Here is a 20679-nt window from a genome sequence, read left to right on the forward strand (position 1 = left end):
GCATATTCCGTCGGACCGGTCACTGCCCGCTGACGACCCTGGTCTCTATCCGGCCTTCTTTGACAGTCAGGGTCAGATCCTGATCAGTCTGAACCTGCTGGGGGCTGACGACCACCTTCCCGTCCAGGGTCTGCACGACCGCGTATCCACGGTCCAACGTGGACTGGGGAGAGAGGGCTGTCAGCGAGGACTGGAGCTTCTCCACAGTCAGGGAGGCGTCGTCCACGATCCGTCGAAGGGCGATGTCCAGGCGAACCAGGGACTCATCGACCAGCCGCTGGGGCTTGTCCAGCATGGTCTGCGGCTTGGTCAGGCTGGGGCGGTTGGCGTATCCCTCAATCAGCCGTGTCTCGCCTTCGACCATATTTTCGATACGCGCGTTTATGCGCATCTGGGCCTCCTGGATGATTCCCTCCTGCTCGACCAGGTCGGGCACCACCCGCTTGGCTGCGTCGGTAGGAGTGGAGGCGCGCAGATCCGCCGCCAGATCAATCAGGGTCCAGTCGTCTTCGTGGCCGATGGCCGAGACGATGGGGGTGACGCAGGCCGCCGTGGCCCGGACCACGGACTCGTCCGAGAAGCCCAGCAGATCCTCAAAGCTGCCCCCGCCCCTAGCCACGATGATTACATCCACAGCCGGATCTGCATCCAGCTTCTGGATGGCCTCGACCACCTCGGGCGGGCATTGAGGTCCCTGAACGTGGGCGTGCACTACCGAGAATTCGATGGTGGGCCAGCGCAGACGGGCGTTGGTGATTACATCCCCCTCGGCTCTGGCCTTGGGTGCGCAGATCAGCCCGATGCGCCGGGGGAATTCGGGCAGGGGAACCTTGTTTTCTGCGTCGAAGAGGCCTTCGCCCTTGAGCTTGCGTCTGAGTTGGTCGATCTGTTCCTTCAGATCACCGGTGCCCACACGCTTGATCCGGTCGGCCATGAAGCTCAGACGGGTCTGTTTGATCCACAGGTCGGGCCGCCCGTGCACCACCACCCGGTCGCCTTGGCGAAATTCCCTGGCCTGGGTGGCGAAGGCGCGGAAGCCCATGACGTTGATTGAGATGTCCTCGAAGTTGTCGCGCAGGGTCAGATATGCCGAACCGGTCCGGCGGGTGTTGATCTCTACGATCTGACCCTCCACCCAGGCTCCGGGCCAGCGGGCCACTGCGTCGTGGTACTTCTGGCTGAGTACACTGACCGGCCAGGGGTCTTCCTCGGTGGTATCGCGTGCCAGACGGGGCAGCTGATCCAAGGGCTTGGGGGCCAGTCCAGATGGGGCTGAGCCAGTCGGCGCACCCATCGACCCGCGCACGTTCGAACCAATGTATGCTCGCACCTGATGCCTCCTGACCATCGGTTCCGCCAGCCTGACCAGCTCATCCGGCATAGCCTGTACAGGATGGTATTCGGGTTGGTCAGCGAAGGAAACGTCCTTTCAGGGTCTCTCAATACGGGGACAAGTTCATAACCTCTGCAGGCCTTTCGCAGGCATATATCGGTTGCTTCCGAGCTGATTTCGCCATGGGCACAGTGGCATTTTCTGTTTCAGAGAAGAACGAGGCTGAGGTGAAAGCGTGGAGGACAAGAGTTGTAACCAATGCCTTGATACGCCTGCTTTGGTCTGCGTCCTGCCTGTTCCAAGGGAGGTTTGCTGGCGGCTGTGTCAAAGGTGACAGCCTTGATTCCTTGATATCGGAGAGGCTGTTCACAATCTGGCGGTAGCATAAATAGAGTAAGCCGGATATGATGTGGTGTCTGCTTTTCGAACCCATCATGCGGCGGTCTCACGGATTGAGGTTGATTCATGTCTCATGGCGTCGACATAGCGGGTCGATTCAAGGGCACAGGACCGCGGGATCTCCTGCGTGTGGGTTTGGACATCGGTTCCACCACAGTCAAGGCAGTGGTTCTCGGCACAGGGGACAGGCTGGATCAGGCGCTTTTCAGCGACTATCGCCGCCACCATGCCAATGTGCGTCAGTGCGTGGCGGAACTGGTCACCGACATCAAGCTTTCCCTGTCGCGGGTTGGTCTGGCCGGCAACCCCATCAGCCTGGTGATCACCGGCTCGGGCGGGTTGGAACTGGCCAGCCAGCTCCAGGCTGAGTTCGCCCAGGAGGTCATCGCCGAGACCGAGGCCATCAACGCAACCTATCCCGAAGGGGATGTGATCATCGAGCTGGGCGGCGAGGATGCCAAGATCACCTATCTGAAGCCCACTCCGGAGCAGCGGATGAACGGGTCCTGCGCGGGCGGGACCGGAGCATTCATCGATCAGATGGCCACCCTGCTCAATACCGATGCTTCCGGCCTGAACGATATGGCTTCCAAGTACAAGACCATTTATCCCATCGCATCGCGTTGCGGGGTCTTCGCCAAGTCCGATCTCCAGCCTCTGATCAACGACGGAGCCGCCAAGGAGGATTTGGCCGCATCAATCTTCAACGCCGTTGCCACACAGACCATTTCCGGTCTGGCCTGCGGGCGTCCCATCCGTGGCAACGTGATCTTTTTGGGCGGGCCTCTCTTCTTCATGAGCGAGCTGAGGGAAGCCTTCAAGCGGATCCTCCAGGACAGGGTCAGCCGCTATATCATTCCCGAGAATGCGCACCTCTACGTGGCCTACGGCGCCGCCATCATGGCTGGTCGTCACGACCAGGATGGCCAGGACAGCGCTGCGCATGTCAAGACCGACTACTCGCCAGAAACCGATGTGAACGACCCATTCGGTCCTGCTTGGGGACTGGACCAGGCGGAGGTTGACAAGGCACGGTCGGAGAAGGCTTCGAACCTGGACAAGATGGCTCTGCAGGATGCCATGCAGGATGGCCGCACCACCACCTTGGTGAACGGTGAGAATAAGGTTCAGGCGACCGAGGCCACCAAGGATGCAAGCAAAAACCAGGATATGCACTTTGATCTGACTTCGTTGGATGGCGTCCTCTCCGCCCTGAAGGGCCTGGAGAACATGCCTTCCACAGCCAGAACGATCCGCCCTCTCTTCCTGAACGAGGAGGAGCGCAAGGAGTTCAATGACCGTCATGGTGCCCAGGTCATCCCCACCGGGAACCTGTCCGGAGCCCAGGGGCCGCACTTCCTGGGTATCGATGCAGGCAGCACCACCATCAAGGCCGTCCTGATCAACGACGACAAGACCATCGTCTGGTCCACCTACGGGGTGCATAAGGACAGCCCCCTGATTGCCGCTGCCAACATCGTCAAGGAGGTCAGGAAGTCCCTGCCCGAGGGTGCCTACATCGCCCGTGCCTGCGCTACCGGATATGGTGAGGGCCTGGTCAAGGCTGGTCTGCATATTGACGAGGGCGTGGTCGAGACCATGGCCCACTACCGGGCCGCCGAGGAGATCAGCCCCGGAGTCACCTCGGTCATCGACATCGGCGGGCAGGATATGAAGTACATCGCCGTCAACGACGGGGTCATCGATTCGATTTGCGTCAACGAGGCCTGCTCGGCCGGCTGCGGGTCCTTCCTGCAGACCTTCGCCCAGTCCATGGGCATCAGCATCCAGGAGTTCACCAAGCAGGCGTTGGCTTCCGAAGCACCGACCGATCTGGGTTCACGCTGCACGGTCTTCATGAACTCCTCGGTCAAGCAGGCTCAGAAGGAGGGCGCCTCCCCGGAGGATATCGCCGCCGGGCTCTGCTACTCGGTGGTCAGGAATGCCCTCTACAAGGTCATCAAGCTGCGCGATGCCAACGCCCTGGGGCCTGTGGTCGTGGTCCAGGGAGGGACCTTCCTCAACGATGCCGTCCTGCGGGCCTTCGAACTCCTGACCGGTCGCAAGGTGACCAGGCCCAACATCGCCGGGCTCATGGGAGCCTATGGTGCTGCACTGACGGCCCGCATGCACTGCCCGCAGAATGAAGAGGTCGAGGATCTGACCGCTGCCAGCTCCCACATGGCCAACGGGACGAAGTCCGTGGGCAGCACGCCCACCACCCCCAATAAGGCTCCGACTTCCACCAAGCCAAAGTCGTCACCGGCCGCCGTCAACAAGATTGCCTCCAAGAACGACCAGGGGTTCAAGGCGACCTTGCCTGACCTGAAGGTGCAAGACGGCCATGTGGTCAGCTCCATTCTGGCAGGGGATGATCTGGACAACCTCTCCATGACCACCACCCACGATGTCTGCAAGCTCTGCCAGAACCACTGCAAGCTGACCATCACCGAATTCGAGGACGGCGGCCGCTACGTGACCGGGAATCGCTGCGAGCGTGGCGGCGACAAGAACAGGAAGCGCTCCGACAGGCCCAACCTCTACGACTTCAAGTACAAGCGGGCCTTCGCCTACCGTCGTCTGACCCCGGACAAGGCCACCAGAGGCGACATCGGCATTCCTCGCGTGCTCAACATGTACGAGGACTACCCCTTCTGGTTCACCCTGCTGACCTCCCTGGGCTTTCGGGTCATGATCTCCGGGCGGTCCAACCACGAGCTCTTCGAGAGCGGGATGGAGTCCATCGCCTCCGAGAACATCTGCTACCCGGCCAAGCTGGTCCACGGGCACATCCACTCCCTGGTCGACAAGGGCATCAAGACCATCTTCTATCCCTGCGTCACCTATGAGCAGGAGCTGGTTCCCGATACGGACAATCATTACAACTGCCCCATCGTGGCCAATTACCCGGTGGTGATCGAGGCCAACATGGCCGAGCTCAAGGAGAACGGCGTCCGCTTCATGCGGCCCTACTTCAACTTGTCCAACAGGGAGAAGATGGTCGAGCGGATCGTCAAGGTCTTCGACTGGGCCAAGGTGAGCGAGGAGGAGGCTCGGACGGCCGTCCAGGAGGCCTACCGTGAGGATGCCCGCTTCAAGGAGGACGTCCGCCAGGAGGGGCTCCGTGCCCTGGCCTACATGCAGGAGTACGGAGTCAAGGGCGTGGTTCTGTCGGGCCGTCCCTACCATGTGGACCCCGAGGTCAACCACGGCATTCCCGAGACCATCTGCTCCCTGGGCATGGCCGTGCTTTCAGAGGATTCGATCTGCGAGCTGGACGTGCATAAACTGCCCAAGCTGAGCGACTACATCATCCCGGCGGCGGGGGAGCGGGCCCTGGCCTCCAACAACCCCACGGCCGCCAAGTTCCGCAAGACCGTGCCGAGCTTCGGCGACGACCATCAGAAAATGCCCTTGAGGGTGACAGACCAGTGGGCCTACCATTCCAGGCTCTATTCCGCAGCCAGGTTTGTCTCCGAGTATCCCGACCTGCAGCTGGTCCAGCTGGTCAGTTTTGGGTGCGGCGTGGATGCCATCACCACTGACCAGGTTCAGGAGATTTTGGCTGACAAGGGCGATGTCTATACGCAGCTGAAGATCGATGAGGTCTCCAACCTGGGCGCTGCCAAGATCCGTCTGCGCTCGCTGAAGGCCGCCATGGATGAACGCCATCAACGGGATATTGCCCAGGAGGAAGCCCCGGCCAAGGATCAGGCGCCTGCCAAGGTCGCGGTCAAGGATGCTGACCCATTGCCTGACCTGGTTCAGGCGGAGGAATCATCTGATTCTCAGGGTTCTCAAGAGTCTGCAGACAGCATTGAAGCAGTGGATGCGAATGCGTCTGACAAGCCGGCATCCGATGGGTTCCGGTCCACCAACGCGCAGAAGATCAGCCTGTCCCAGCGCAAGGCCGACATTGTGGCTCTGGCACGGTTCGTGGCTTTGCACGATAAGAGCGATCAGGGTCTGATCGGTCTTCATCCCATGGGCATCAGGCCCATCCGGGAGACCATGGCCTCGCGGCAGAAGGGGCAGGAAGTCGAAAGCAAGTCGACAGAGCGTCCGGCTGAACAGGTCAAGGATGTCCAGGCTAGCGGAGCCGTCGCCAAGCCGACCCTGTCCAAGTACGCCACTGAGCATCGCTTCACCAAGGAGATGGGGCACAAATTTACAGTGGTCGCGCCGCAGATGTCGCCTGTGCACTTCTCTCTCTTGGAGGCGGTCTTCTCCAGCGCCGACTACCACTTTGAGCTTCTGAAGCATGCCACGGCGGAAGACATCAACACCGGGGTCAAGTACGTCAACAACGATGCCTGCTTCCCGGCCATCATCGTGGTGGGGCAGCTGGTCAACGCCTTCCTGTCCGGCAGGTTCGACCCGCACAAGTGCGCGGTCATCGTCACCCAGACCGGCGGCATGTGCAGGGCCACCAACTACTATGGCCTTCTGCGCAAGGCCTTGGCTGATGCGGGCTACGGTTACGTGCCGATCATCACGCTGAGCGTGCAGGGGTTCAAGGCCAATCCGGGCCTTCAGGTAACCCCTGCCCTGCTGCACCGCGCGGTCAAGGCCTTCTACCTGGGCGATGCCATGATCGAGTGCCTGCTCAGGGTCCGCCCCTACGAGCAGGAGCCCGGCTCGGCCAACAGGCTCTACAAGCTTTGGGACACGATCTGCAAGGAGACCATCGAACACCACGGGTACTCCAAGACCGCCAAGAAGGTCTACGGTCATGGATATCTGCCTTACCGCACGCTGATGAAGCGGATGATCCGGGCCTTTGACCAGCTGCCTTTGCGCAATATCCCCCGCAAGCCTCGAGTGGGTGTAGTCGGAGAGATCCTGGTCAAGTACCATCCTGATGCCAACAACCACGTGGTCGACCTGATCGAGAGCCAGGGCTGCGAGGCTGTACTCCCCGGTGTCTGCGACTTCATGGTCAACGGCATCTCCAATGCTGAATGGAACGAGGAGATGCTGGGCACAGGCGGACCAGTAGGTGTCAAGAAGATCGTCCTCAAGGCGGCGGATGCCTACCGTGCCCCCATGATCGCCGGCTTCAAGGCCTCTCATGGGAAGTTCGACATTCCCGCTCATATCACCGACCTGAGGGAGAAGGCCGCCTCGGTCACCTCCTTGGGCGTTCAGGCGGGAGAGGGCTGGCTTCTGACCGGCGAGATCATCGAGCTGATCCAGTCCGGCGCCCCAAACATCGTCTGTGCGCAGCCCTTCGCCTGCCTGCCCAACCATGTGACAGGACGTGGCATGTTCGGCAAGATCCGCCGGACCTACCCCGAGGCCAACATCGTCTCCATCGACTACGATCCTGGCGCCTCGGAGGCCAACCAGCTCAACAGGATCAAGCTGATGATCGCCGCCGCCAAGAAGCCGGGCGACCAGCAAAAGCTCAGCCAGGACCACAGGGCCAACGTCGAACCCCAGGTATCTGGATCGACCGGTCGGGATGCTGGGCAGGCAGCACCCGTCCAGGACGAGGAGAAGGTTCTGGAGAGCCTGTAGCCGCCAGGCCGAGGCCGGTTCCGGGCTAACCCGCCGGCCTCGGAGCTGCTGAACCACGAAGATCAAGGAAAGAGGGGCTTCCCATGACCAGCCGCGAGGAGATCAAGGCTCTGCTGGACACCGACCAGATCTACATTGCCGATACACCCGAAATGAAGCAGGTCCAGGACGCCCAGCAGGATCTGGTCTTCGAGTTCAACGCCTGCCGTCCCAGCCAGGCGGAGAAAAAGCGGGACCTCTGCAAAGAGATGTTCGGTTCATTCGGCGAAGGCAGCTGGATTGAGGGGCCAGTGCGGGCCAACTGGGCCTGCAACACCTACTGGGGGAGCAAATGCTATGCCAACTTCAACCTGGTTCTGGTCGACGATGGACGCATTGACATAGGCGACCACACCATGTTCGGACCCAACGTCACCATCGTCACCACGGGGCACACCATTCGCCCCGATATACGCGTATATGGAACGCCCCAGTTCTCGGTTCCGGTCAGCATAGGCAGGAATGTGTGGATCGGAGCAGGCGCCATCGTCATGCCGGGAGTGACCATCGGCGACAACACGGTCATCGGGGCAGGGTCCCTGGTCACCAAGGGCATTCCTTCCAACGTGGTCGCCTATGGCCATCCCTGCAAGGTTGTCCGTCCCATCAGTGACCACGATTATGAATACTACTGGGGGGATCGTCGGTTTAAGGCGCCTTATAATGCCCGGCCTTTCAGGATGGATCAGGAAGGCTAATGTTCATTTTATCCGCATAGCTGTCCAATGCGGTTTGGTCCGTGTCATTGGCTCAGCAGCTGTCATGATAAGGATGTCACGGCTATGCTGGCTAAAAATATTAGCAAGCAATATCCAGTTGAGATATTCTCAACCAGTGCTACTTATTCCAGACTAGGACGGAGATGTTCAATGGTATGAGTTACTGACTTTTCTGAATTCACTTGTCATGAAGATATTCAGTGGTGATATGCGAATAATGTTCTTGTGACCCATGTTCATTGTTGTCAAAAGCAAAACTGACTGGAATTCTGAAGACCCGTGCCTCCGGCGCTATATGTTGTATTTGCTATTGCAGTCAAATCTGTTGGATGAGATTATAGGACTTCATTCTTATTGTGAACACCTTCTAGTGATGGCTTAAAGTAAGCAGTTTACAAACACTGAACATACTATAATTTTGGCATGGTCTTGCAGCGGGAGTTGCTGACATGACTGATGGAGTTTGGGTCAGATGATGCAAGGAAATAACATTGGTGAATAAAAGGCACAAGGTTCGCAGACCGACGGAGGTTCGCAGACGGGAAATCCTTGATGCTGCAACAAAGCTATTTAGCGAGCGTGGATACAACGGTATTACTTTGACCGATGTTGCCAAGGAGGTTGGTATTTCCCAGCCGGGACTCATGCATTATGTCGACAGCAAGGAAAGCTTGCTTTCCTTCGTTATTACGGAAGTCTATGATAAAACGGGGACGCCGGAGGAATTCCTGAATTCTGGTTTACCTGGCAGCGACCCAGAACGTCCACTGTTCCCGTCTTATATGCGATATCTAATATGTTGTAATTCGCGACGACCTACATTAGTGCAATTATATAATGTTCTAGGAGCTGAAGCAGTGAACCCGGAGCATCCTTTACATGACATGTTTACCAATAGGCCGGCTTCAATTTGGGAACATTATTCCAAGATTCCTTGGAGCATTCCCCCAGCAATAGGCCCGTGGGACAACATGCGCCCTTATGTGCGTCATTGCATGGAGCTGTTTGACGGTATCCAATTCAGATGGCTGCGCAATCCCCCAATTGACATGTACGCCGAATGGCTCGATTTAGAGGGGATGCTCTTTCCGTCACCCCTTTGGGATGGGTATGTATCACGGTAAAGGCCTGCTGCCACAGCAATGTGTATCAGGTGGCTCGATTTGTCAGGCCTCTACCTGTTGTCGCGATAATTAGTTTTCACGGATAATCAATTTTATTTTCTCGGGTCCCTTGGCTGTAATAATCGGACGGTCATTAAGGCTCTCCCTTGACCAAGAAACTGATATTTGGCCTAATGGGGTTGCGACAGTTCCTCTGGCGTGGAGCATTCCAGCCGGGTGGGGATCAATAATGGCTGATCGATAACCAGGCTCTGCCGGTCTGACGCCTAATATTGCTGAAGGTAATTCGTACAACGCCACTGATCCCCAAGCATGGCAGTCACTCCGTTGGCTCAGATTATCTTCGGCACTTGTCGTCAAATGATTAGCCAACATGTCTTCCCACGGTTTCCAAAGCTCGGTGGTGCGGTCATATAGACCAGTCATTTCTAGGGCTCGGAAGAGATAGTAGGTCATGGCGATGGAGCACTGAGCATAATGCTGCGTGTCATCCAGTGTTTTTAATAGGTTGCTGCGACCTTCTTCAGGGCTGATTGTGCGGGTTAGGATCGCAAAGACTTGGCAGTGTTGGCTTACCTCGCTGCAGTCCGGACCATCGGTATACATACCCTCGTCATTCCGGCAAAGACAGTTGATGGCTTTTTGCAGCCGTGCGACGTGTACTCGATATTGTTTTGCCGTTGAGGATTCTCCAAGATGATCGCAGATTTGAGCTGCATACTGGTATCCCATAACGGCGAGCAAGCTTTCCATGGTGAGAGGACCTTGATTTATTGCCGGTGGAACGCCACGTGTTTGTTTCCACTCAGGTGTCCAATCAATAAACGACCATCTTGGATTAGGCGCGTCAATGCCTCCTATGACATCTATCAGACCATCAGACCTGCAATTGCTGTTGAAAAAATTCAATATTCGTTTGATCGTAGGTAAGCTCCGCTTAAGTAGGTCTTTGTCGTCAAAGTACATCATATGATCGAAGAGAGTGGCAATGAAATAAATCGAATATCCGGGAATGATATTCAATGTGTTGCTGGGCGAGCAGGAGTTGAGCAAACCATCAGGCTGTTGTGAATCCATGAAGGCTTCAATTGCCTGGCGAGCCAGCTTGTCATCGGCACTGACCGAATAGGTGTAAAGGATTTCGCTTCTTGTGTCCATGATGTACTGCAATTGTTCATAAAAGGGGCAGTCCTCGTAGGTTTCATGCATGCAGCGTCGTAGTGTGCGCAGTGACATATTTTGGATATCGGACAGCAGATCGTTGTCGATGTCAACCGTAGTCGAGACCTGGAGGGGATATTCGCAAATTCTGTACGTACAGGAGAGCAGATCAAGGGGCTGATCTCCGGTTGTGATGTGAAGTCTTACGTATCGGAAAGTTCTGAACCAGAAGGGTTCAAAAACCTCAGGTGTCTCTTTCGTGCCAAAACCTGCCACAGTATACCTATCTGTGAATCCGGCCAGTGTTCCATTGACAGAGTCCGTTCTGTCTCCTTTGACGGGCTGATCTTCAAAGCTCTTTGGGTTTTCCGGTGCATATTTCACGTACCCTTCGGATTCCAGGATATTCAGCTTAGCCCCTTTTCCTCGGGCCACGGTAATCCGTAGGAATCCCGTCATCAACTCTCCTGCATTAAGGGTGACTTCTTTTGCAGAGTGGGCAGGTATTGTTTGCTTTAACAGATTTGCATCCTGGAACTCGCATTTTTCGCTCTTCATAAACGGAATGCTTCGGGGGTGTAGGGACTCGGGCAAAAGAATATCAGCTAGGTTATCCCTGGAATATTCGTATGAATCTCTCCACTGGTCGGCTGCGGAATTGATACTGGTTGTCCAGTCGTCATCTAAGTCTATGGGCGTATAGCTTTCCATGATCTGCAAGGGGGCATAAAAAGCATTTTCGCTGATAATTTGTCTGCTCGGCTCGATGACCGATTTCCATGACGAATCGGTATTCAGCATGGGAGAGCTCATCCATAAGCCAGGTGTCGAAGTGGAGGCAATACTATAATTGCCCGGTTGATCGGCAGGATAGTGAAGGACAATAACGGCGATGATATTGCATCCTTGGCGTAGGTGATCTGACAAATCGATTTCATCGTAGCAGCGGATGGTTCGGCAGGTTTTTGCTGGTCCGGTCTGAATTACTTCTCCATTCACAATGAGTTTGTATCGTCCGTCCGCACAGACAGTGACAGTGAAAGACTCAGGCACTTTGGCGAGATTAATCGTAGTTCGGAAATTCGCGAAAACTGGGTGATGCTTTGCTGAATCCAGATCCGCATGACCGTCCGCTGTACTCGGCCAAATCCAATGAGCTTTGGCGGACCGCAAGGTTGTTTCGTTCATACTTGCTCCTTTGCTAGAACTGTTACCGCTTTATCTGCTATCTTAACATGGCTAAATAATATGATTGTTTCTGAATGTAGCTATAGACACCAGTAATACTGGCGTATTTATTGGCTAACCACCATTAATTTGACAAAGGTTAAAGACAGATATAATGTCCTGTATCTTAGATGACAAAGATAATAGTCATCCCAAGAAGAGATAAATCAAAGGTGATGTTTTGTAGAAAGAAGAAAGATATGTCAGGTACTAATGAAGCTACCGAAGATATCTCGCGCGAGCAACGATTAGATAAGTATCGTGTCGCTATAGAAAAAGCGGAAAAAGATCCGAGTCTGTCACCAGAAACCGGGTTGCCCTTTTCGAAGACGACCATCATCCGGTACGGAATTGCTTTTCTGGGTTTTGGTATTTTTTGGATGGTCGGGATTAATGCCGTTTCAGCCTTCATTATTCCTCTTCGTTTGAAGACCATGGTTCACAACCCGGAGAGCGTCATAGCTATCAATGGTGTGGTGTCTTCGGTGTTTTCACTACTGTCCAACTTGATCTTCGGCAATTTCTCTGACCGAACCAGATCTCGTTTCGGCAGAAGGACGCCCTGGATCATAGTGGGAGCCATTGTCGGTGGCGTCTTCATGTTTCTGACGGGTATAGCTCCCAATGCGTTCTGCATAGTTGCTTTCTTCGGACTTGCCATGGCCGGTTTAAACATGATGATTGCACCTGTTGTTGCTCTTCTGTCCGACAGGGTGCCTTCAGGTATTCGTGCAACGATGAGTGCTTTTTATGGTGCTGGTTCCACTGTCGGTGCTCCTTTGGGTACACTTTTGGCGACGCAGCTTATGAACAACCGGACCATGTCTGCTGTTTGCGCTGGGGTGTTTATGCTGGCCAGCGGAATCTTTGTCATTCTTATTATCCCCAGGGAGCATTCTGCTGATTTTCTTCCTCAAGACAGCGGAACTTTGAAAGATATTGCAATGTCTTTCAAGCCTCCAGTCTTTAAGGCCAATCATGATTTTTACAAGGCGTTTTGTGGTCGTCTTTGCATGCTTATGGGTTATCAGATGATTTCCGCCTATCAGCTTTATATCGTCACAGATCATGTTGGGCAGGATACTAAAACGGCGGCCAAGACTATTGCAGTCATGTCGGTCATATCAATGGTGGTTTCACTGCTTGGCCCTGTTGTTTCCGGGCCGCTTTCGGATATTTTGAATCGTCGCAAAGTCCCGGTCTTCATTGCATCAGTACTCTTTGCCATAGGTATTGCTATGCCATGGATCATGCCAACAACGATGGGTATGTATCTTTATGCTGGTCTGGCAGGTTTGGGATATGGTGTGTACTCGTCTGTAGATCAGGCGTTGAACGTCGACGTGCTATCCAATAAGGAAGAGGCCGGTAAGGATCTCGGCATTCTCAATTTGGCTACAACTCTGGGACAAATGATTGGGCCAGTTGTCACATCGACTATTGTCAATATAACTGGCGGATATCCTGTGGCTTTTGCAACTTCTATCTGCCTGGCAATTCTCGGTTCTGTGTTTATCTTGTCCATTCGGGGCGTTCGTTGACTCCAGTTTGGGACAAATTAAGGAGAATATCGTAGGCACTAGAGGGATTGCATCGAAGCCGTTGATTTTGCTGCTTGCTCAAGAGATGCTGCTTGGCTGTGCCGTTGTTGATCTAAACCCTAGTTATCGGCATTTGTGCTTCATGCAGGGAAACCGTATGAAGCACAAGGATTTCTCTAGTATGTAGAAGTATTTGTAGCTTCAGTAATGGTCATTTGGAAAAGAGAAACTGGTTTGGTCGTGCAAGCGAACACGCAGAATATGCCCTATAGAAATGTGCGTCTTGGAGTGAACGAGCGGGTGTCTGATTTGCTGGGCCGGATGACCCGTGAGGAGAAGGTGGGCCAGATGATGCAGCTCGATGCCCGCCAGGGGGTGGACAAGGAGGTGGTGGATCAGCACGCCGGGTCACTGTTGCATGTCTCTCCGCAGAACATGATCAAGGCTGACAAGGCCGTTCATCGCACCCGTCTGGGCATTCCTCTGCTGATCGGCGATGACTGCATCCACGGCCATTCCTTCTTCCGCGGGGCCACCATTTTTCCCGAGCAGTTGGGCATGGCGGCTTCCTTCGACCCTGAACTGGTTCAGCGGATGGGGCGGGCCACAGCCCAGGAGGTCGCCACAACAGGCGTCCACTGGACCTTCTCCCCGGTGCTCTGCATCGCCAGGGACACCCGCTGGGGCCGGGTGGATGAGACCTTCGGCGAGGACCCCTTCCTGATCGGCGAGATGGCCTCGGCCATGGTGCGCGGCTACCAGGGCGGATCGGCCATGACCGGGACCTTGCCCAAGGATGCTGTGCTGGCCACGGCCAAGCACTTCGCTGGCTATTCCGAGACCCAGGGCGGGCGCGATGCCTCCGAGGCCGACCTCTCGCACCGCAAGCTGCTGTCCTGGTTCCTGCCGCCCTTCGAGCGCCTGGCCAAGGAGGGCGTGGCAACCTTCATGCTGGGCTACGAGTCCATCGACGGAGTCCCGGTCACCATCAACAACTGGCTGCTCAACGAGGTGCTTCGAGGGGAGTGGGGCTACCAGGGCACCCTGATCACCGACTGGGACAACGTGGGTCGGATGGTCTGGGAGCAGAAGGTGCAGCCCGACTACGCCAGGGCCGCTGCAGCAGCCGTCAAGGCCGGCAATGACCTGATCATGACCACGCCCGGCTTCTACCAGGGAGCCTTGGATGCACTGGATGCCGGGCTTCTGCACGAGGAGGACCTTGACCGGGCGGTCAAGCACATCCTGGCCCTGAAATTCCGCATGGGGCTCTTCGAGGATCCGCGTCTGCCCGACCCCGAGGCCCAGAAGGCGATTATCAACTCACCGGAGCACCAGGAGCTCAACCTTCAGGTGGCCCAGGAGTCGGCAGTCCTTTTGAAGAACGACGGCATCCTGCCCCTGTTCGGTGGGGTAGGTGCCGATGGCTGTCCTGGCGATGACTCATCGCACAGCATCGCCCTGGTGGGTCCGCTGATCGATGATGCCCAGAACCAGCTGGGCGATTGGGCCGGCGGTTCGGGTCAGTGCGACTGGATCAAGGACCAGCCTCGGGAGATGATCTCTACCGTGGCCGACGGTCTGCGCCAGGAGCTGCCTGAAAACTGGCGGCTCGGCTGCGAGCAGGGCGTCGACGTGCTCCGTCTGGTCGACGACCCTGCGGGCCCGCTCTTCCCTGATGGCCAGCCCAGGCCCAAGGTGGCGGCCCCGGCCACGATCGATCAGGACCGCTTCGACAGGGCAGTGGACCTGGCCAGGCAAAGCGACCTGGTGGTTGCCGTGGTCGGCGACGTGGTCCAGCTGGTGGGCGAGGGCCGTTCGACTGCCACCCTGGAGCTCTACGGTCCTCAGCGCGATCTGCTGGACGCCCTGGCACAGACGGGCAAGCCCATGGTCATCGTGCTCATGTCTTCCAAGCCGCTGATCCTGCCCCCGTCCGCACAGTCGGCCAGGGCTCTGATCTGGCAGCCCGACCCAGGCATGCAAGGCGGCCGTGCCCTGGCCAGGATTCTCACCGGCATGGTTGAGCCCACAGGCAGGCTGCCCATCACCTTCCCCAGGCATGCCGGGCAGCTGCCGGTCTACTACAACCAGATCCGAGGCCAGCATGGTGACCGCTATGCCGACCTGACCCAAGAGCCGGCTTTCGCCTTCGGCCAGGGGATGGGCTACACCACCTTTGCCTACGGAAAGCCCCAGATCGACGGACCGGATGCCGTCGGCCCTGAAGACAGGGTCAGGGTGACTGTGGACCTGACCAACACCGGCCAGCGCCCAGGCACCGAGGTCGTCCAGGCCTACATCAGCGACCTGGTGACCTCCGTCAGCTGGGCCGACCGCGAGCTCAAGGCCTTCCAAAGGATTCAGCTGGATCCAGGGCAGACCCGGAAGGTGGTTTTTGATCTACCGGTGTCCGAGTGGACCCTGGTTGATGCCGACTGCAACCGCAGGGTCGAGCCCGGTCAGTTCCAGGTGCTGGTGGGATCCTCCTCGCGCAGGGAAGACCTGCAGGCCGTGACGGTGACCGTGGGCTGAGCCTGAAATCGACCGGGTTGCGGTTGCTTTAGGTTGCGGTTGTTCTGGATTGCCGCCGGTCGACTGACCGATACCTTGTTGTGGAACTCCTCGCGTGTTGGTTGCCCGTGGCCCTCGGCCGCTCTTACCATGACAGCATGAGGAAAAGCGTAGGCGCTGGGTATGCGCACCTGTTGACGGTCCCCAATCCTCGGCATGTGGCCAGCCTGGTCGACTACTTCACACGCGGATCCAAACCACGGTCCAAGTGGCGGTTCGGCATTGAGGTCGAGCATCTGCCGGTGCGCAATGATGGTTCCGACGCTCCGGTTCCCTATGAGGGGGAGCGGGGCATCGAGGCTCTGCTGTCGGCCTTGGAGCCCTGCTACGACGGCGATAAGGAATACCGGGAAGATGGCCACTTGGTCGGGCTGAGCAGGCCGGGCTGCGTGGTTTCCCTGGAGCCCGGAAGCCAGGTGGAGTGCTCCCTGGGCGTGGTGCGCGACAGCCGGGAATTCGAGGAACTCTACCGTCGCTTCCGTGCCGAGGCCGACCCCATCGCCGAGCGACTGGGATTCCGTCTGGTCGAGTACGGGTACCGTCCGGCTGGGTCCTATGCGGATGTGGGCGTCAATCCCAAGGAACGTTATGCGGTCATGAACACCTACCTGGGTCGCATCGGCCAGTGCGGGCCCATGATGATGCGCAGCACCGCCTCCACCCAGATCAGCATCGACTACCAGGACGAGGACGATGCCATCGCCAAGATCCGTCTGGGCACGGCCATCGGGCCTATTGTGGCCTACTTCTTCCGCAACACCCCAATCTTTGAGGGGAAGCCCAACCGCATGCCACTGCGACGTCAGCGGATCTGGGACTGGCTCGACACCCAGCGCACGGGCCTGATCCCGGGGCTGTTCGAGGATGGCTTCGGCTGGGAGGACTATGCCGTGGACATGCTCTCCACCCCGCTCATGGTTGCGGATGTCTCCCACACCCCTGAGGTGGACGGGCCACTGGGGCAGCAGGTCTTCATTGCCTGGCATGAAAACGCCGGGGAGATCTATCCTGACCGCCGGCTCAACGATGCCGAGATAGCGCATATCCTGACCACGCACTTCAACGACGTCCGTTTGAAGAATTACATCGAGCTCAGGCACTGGGATTCCCTGCCCATGAAACGTGCCAGCCGACTTCTGGAGATCGTCGGCGGTATCTTCTACGACTCGGATCGATTCGCCGGACTTGTCGGGCTTTTGGACGGGGTGAGCGAGGAGGACGTGCTCCAGGCCAAGGCCGACCTGCAGGTCCGCGGCGGCCAGGCCAGTCCCTATGGCCGCTCCCTGGACTTCTGGCGGCAGGCGCTAGGTGCCGAGAACACTCTGGATGATCTGCCGGGCGATCCGCGCCATCCTGAACGCTTCCAGTCCTGACGACTGTTTCGTTATGCGAACGGGCGGGTCAGGTTTCCTGAGAATGGTATAATCTGGTCACTAATGGGCCTTGATCCGTTATCAGCGGGGAGCCTTCGGAAGAACGGGCTCGCTTGCGGCGATCCTCAGTAGAACCGACGGGCGGGCCCGCATAGCCCAGTTCAAGCGGTCCGGCGCAGGTCATTGGCCGGGCAAGCGAGGTGGTACCGCGGTGGGCCCCATGGGTCCCTCGTCCTCGACATGGCGACATGAACGACCAGCGAGGAGCGTGAACGGTGAATCAGACCACTGATACCTCAGATGCGACAAAACGGGATAGCGCAGTCTATCCCAAGGCGGTGGTGGACCCGGCTCTGGCCAAGGTGAAGCCCAATCCCTCCTTCCCCCATATGGAGGAGTCCGTTCTGGACTACTGGGACCATGACGACACCTTCAACAAGTCAGTAGACCGTCGCCCTTCCGGCGATCATGCCGACAATGAGTTCGTCTTCTTCGATGGCCCGCCCTTCGCCAACGGCCTGCCCCACTATGGACACCTGCTGACCGGCTACGTCAAGGATGTCATTCCCCGCTACCAGACCATGAAGGGCCACAAGGTCAAGAGGGTCTTCGGCTGGGACACCCACGGTCTGCCTGCCGAGCTGGAGGCGCAGCGTGAGCTCGGCATCGACAGTGTGGATCAGATCGAGCAGATGGGCATCGAGAAGTTCAATGACGCATGCCGCGCTTCAGTGCTCAAGTACACCAGCGAGTGGAAGGACTACGTCCACCGTCAGGCCCGCTGGGTGGACTTCGACCACGGATACAAGACCCTGGATGTCTCCTACATGGAGTCGGTCATGTGGGCCTTCAAGACCCTCTACGAGAAGGGCCTGGCCTACGAGGGCTACCGGGTGCTGCCCTACTGCTGGAAGGATCAGACCCCGCTGTCCAACCATGAGCTGCGCATGGATGCCGATGTCTACCAGGACCGCCAGGACACCACCGTCTCCGTGGCCGTCAAGCTCAGGGACGAGGACGCCTATGCCGTCTTCTGGACCACCACCCCCTGGACCGTCCCCACCAATCTGGCCATCGTGGTCGGCGCTGATATCGAGTACTCGGAGGTCAGTCCGGTCTCCGGGTCCTTCGCGGGCAAGCGCTTCTACATCGCTACGGCCCGTCTGGGCGATTACGCCAAGCAGCTGGGGGAGGACTACCAGGTGGTCCGCACCCTCAAAGGGTCAGAGATGGAGGGCTGGCGGTACTGGCCGGTCTTCCCCTACTTCGCCGGAGAGCAGGCTGAATCCGAGGGCGGCACCCCCGGCCCCAATGCCTATACCATCTACACGGCCGATTACGTCGACACCGTGGAGGGCACTGGCCTGGTCCACCAGGCTCCCTATGGCGAGGACGATATGAACACCCTGAACGCCAAGGGCATCCGCAGCGTGGACGTGCTCGATGCAGGCGCGGTCTTCACCGAGCAGTGCCCCGACTACCAGGGCCTGCAGGCCTTCGAGGCCAACATGCCCATCGTCCGCAACCTGCGCGCAGGCGATGGCCCCCTGGCACAGATCCCGGCCGAGCACCGGGCCCTCCTCTTCCAGGAGAAGAGCTACGTCCACTCCTACCCGCACTGCTGGCGTTGCGGCACCCCGCTGATCTACAAGCCGGTCTCCAGCTGGTTCGTCTCCGTGACCAAGATCAAGGACCGCCTCCTGGAACTCAACCAGCAGATCAACTGGATCCCCGGAAACGTCAAGGACGGCCAGTTCGGCAAGTGGCTGGCCAATGCACGCGACTGGTCCATCTCCCGCAACAGGTTCTGGGGCTCGCCCATCCCGGTCTGGGTCTCGGACGATCCCAAGTATCCTCGGGTGGACGTCTACGGGTCCTTGGATGAGCTCAAGAAGGACTTCGGCCGCTACCCGACTGATGACAAGGGGCAGATCAACATGCATCGGCCCTGGATCGACCAGCTGACCAGGCCCAACCCTGACGACCCCACCGGCAAATCCACCATGCACAGGATCACCGATGTGCTGGACTGCTGGTTCGAGTCGGGCTCCATGCCCTTCGCCCAGTTCCACTACCCCTTCGAAAACAAGCAGTACTTCGAGGACAGGGATCCCTGTGATTTTGTGGTCGAGTACATCGGCCAGACCCGCGGCTGGTTCTACACCATGCACATCATGTCCACGGCCCTCTTCGACCGCCCGGCCTTCAAGAACGTGATCTGCCATGGCATCGTCCTGGGCTCCGACGGCCAGAAGATGAGCAAGCACCTGCGCAACTACCCGGATGTAAACGAGGTCTTCGACAAGTACGGATCCGACGCCATGCGCTGGTTCCTGATGAGCTCGTCCATCCTGCGCGGCGGCAACCTGGTCGTCACCGCCGATGGCATCCGCGACACGGTCCGCCAGGTCATGCTGCCGGTCTGGAGCTCCTACTACTTCTACACGCTCTATGCCAACGCGGCCAACAAGGGCGCCGGCTACCAGGCCCAGGCGCTGACACCGGAGCGTGTGGCCGACCTGCCGGAGATGGACCGCTTCCTGCTGGCACGCACCCGTCGGCTGATCCAATCGGTGCAGAAGGCCCTGGACGACTTCGCCATCTCGGAGGCCTGCGATGCGGTGACCGACTTCATCGATGTGCTGACCAACTGGTACATCCGCAACAACCGCGACCGCTTCTGGGGCGAGGACCACCAGGCCTTCGACACCCTCTACACGGTTCTGGAGGCCTTCGCCCGCCTTCTGGCCCCCCTGGCGCCCATGGAAGCCGAGCAGATCTGGCGGGGCCTGACCGGTGGCGAGTCTGTCCATCTGGCCGACTGGCCCTTCCTGGCCGACGAGGCCACCGGGCAGGAGACAGAACTGGGACAGGTCCTGCGTGACGATCCTGCCCTGGTAGCCGCCATGGAGAAGGTCCGCGAGGTGGTTTCGGCCACCCTGGCCCTGCGCAAGGCCGAGCAGATTCGCGTCCGCCAGCCCCTGTCCCTGCTGACCGTGGTGGTTCGTGACCCCGACGCGGCCCGTTCCTACGTGGACGTGCTCAAGTCCGAGCTGAACATCAAGGACGTGGAGTTCTGCACCCTGGACCAGGCCGGCCAGCATGGTCTGCGGATCATCCACGATCTCAAGGTCAATGCCCGTGCGGCCGGACCCCGGCTGGGCAAGCAGGTCCAGTTCGTCATCAAGGCTTCCAAGCAGGGCGACTGGTCCGAGCAGGACGGCCACGTGGTCGTCACCACCCCCGACGGAGCGGTGGCCCTGGAACCCGGCGAATACGAGCTGGACAGCCGGATCGAGCAGGAGGATGGCTCCCAGGCCGACCGGTCGGCCTCCGCGGCCCTGCCCACCGGCGGCTTCGTCATTCTCGACACCCAGCTGGACGACGATCTTCTGGCGGAGGGCTATGCCAGGGATCTGATCCGCCAGGTTCAGGATGCTCGGAAGACCGCTGGCCTGGACATCGCTGACCGGATTCGGCTGACCCTGACCCTCCCCAAGGAGGATGCCTCCAAGGCTCAGCAGTTCAGCGACCTGATCGCCCGCGAGACCTTGGCCACCAGTCTGACCGTCAATGCTGGCGATCTGGACCAGCCGCAGGTTGACCTGGTCAAAGCCTGATCATAGTTGCATAAAAAGGGCTTCCATCTCCTATCAGATGGAAGCCCTT

General features: G+C 58.1%; 9 protein-coding genes. 7 read left to right on the top strand and 2 right to left on the bottom strand.

Going from position 1 to position 20679, the window contains the following annotated elements; translation table 11 throughout:
* Positions 1-19 precede the first annotated feature (19 nt).
* On the bottom strand, positions 20-1294 hold the full coding sequence (xseA, locus tag ACUIAG_RS00185; RefSeq protein WP_445340404.1) for an exodeoxyribonuclease VII large subunit: 1275 nt from the start codon (positions 1292-1294) through the stop codon (positions 20-22).
* Between the two features lie 504 nt (positions 1295-1798).
* On the opposite strand from xseA, the gene ACUIAG_RS00190 reads away from it, so the two are divergent.
* The 3 genes from ACUIAG_RS00190 (at position 1799) to ACUIAG_RS00200 (ending at position 9134) form a co-directional block, all read left to right on the top strand.
* Entirely contained in the window at positions 1799-7252 is a 5454-nt protein-coding gene (locus ACUIAG_RS00190; protein WP_445339775.1) for an acyl-CoA dehydratase activase-related protein, read from the top strand.
* An 83-nt stretch (positions 7253-7335) separates the two neighbouring features.
* Positions 7336-7989, top strand: a complete 654-nt coding sequence (locus ACUIAG_RS00195) for a sugar O-acetyltransferase (RefSeq protein WP_445339776.1) — start codon at positions 7336-7338, stop codon at positions 7987-7989.
* Between the two features lie 515 nt (positions 7990-8504).
* Positions 8505-9134: a TetR/AcrR family transcriptional regulator gene (locus ACUIAG_RS00200; protein ID WP_445339777.1), complete on the top strand. Its 630-nt coding sequence runs from the start codon at positions 8505-8507 to the stop codon at positions 9132-9134.
* A 69-nt stretch (positions 9135-9203) separates the two neighbouring features.
* Here ACUIAG_RS00200 and ACUIAG_RS00205 read toward each other — a convergent pair whose 3' ends face one another.
* Positions 9204-11483, bottom strand: a complete 2280-nt coding sequence (locus ACUIAG_RS00205; protein WP_445339778.1) for an alpha-L-rhamnosidase-related protein — start codon at positions 11481-11483, stop codon at positions 9204-9206.
* 170 nt (positions 11484-11653) lie between these two features.
* Between ACUIAG_RS00205 and ACUIAG_RS00210 the strand changes: the two genes are divergently transcribed.
* From ACUIAG_RS00210 to ileS, 4 genes are all read left to right on the top strand, one after another.
* A complete protein-coding gene (locus ACUIAG_RS00210; RefSeq protein WP_445339779.1) occupies positions 11654-13063 on the top strand; it encodes an MFS transporter in 1410 nt (469 codons plus the stop codon).
* A gap of 207 nt (positions 13064-13270) precedes the next feature.
* Positions 13271-15598: a glycoside hydrolase family 3 N-terminal domain-containing protein gene (locus ACUIAG_RS00215; RefSeq protein ID WP_445339780.1), complete on the top strand. Its 2328-nt coding sequence runs from the start codon at positions 13271-13273 to the stop codon at positions 15596-15598.
* 137 nt (positions 15599-15735) lie between these two features.
* A complete protein-coding gene (locus ACUIAG_RS00220) occupies positions 15736-17010 on the top strand; it encodes a glutamate-cysteine ligase family protein (RefSeq protein WP_445339781.1) in 1275 nt (424 codons plus the stop codon).
* A gap of 275 nt (positions 17011-17285) precedes the next feature.
* The gene (gene ileS / locus ACUIAG_RS00225) at positions 17286-20630 is read left to right on the top strand and encodes a mupirocin-resistant isoleucine--tRNA ligase (protein ID WP_445339782.1); all 3345 of its coding nucleotides are present in this window, start codon (positions 17286-17288) and stop codon (positions 20628-20630) included.
* Positions 20631-20679 lie beyond the last annotated feature (49 nt).

This window comes from Bifidobacterium sp. ESL0825 (assembly GCF_052606465.1).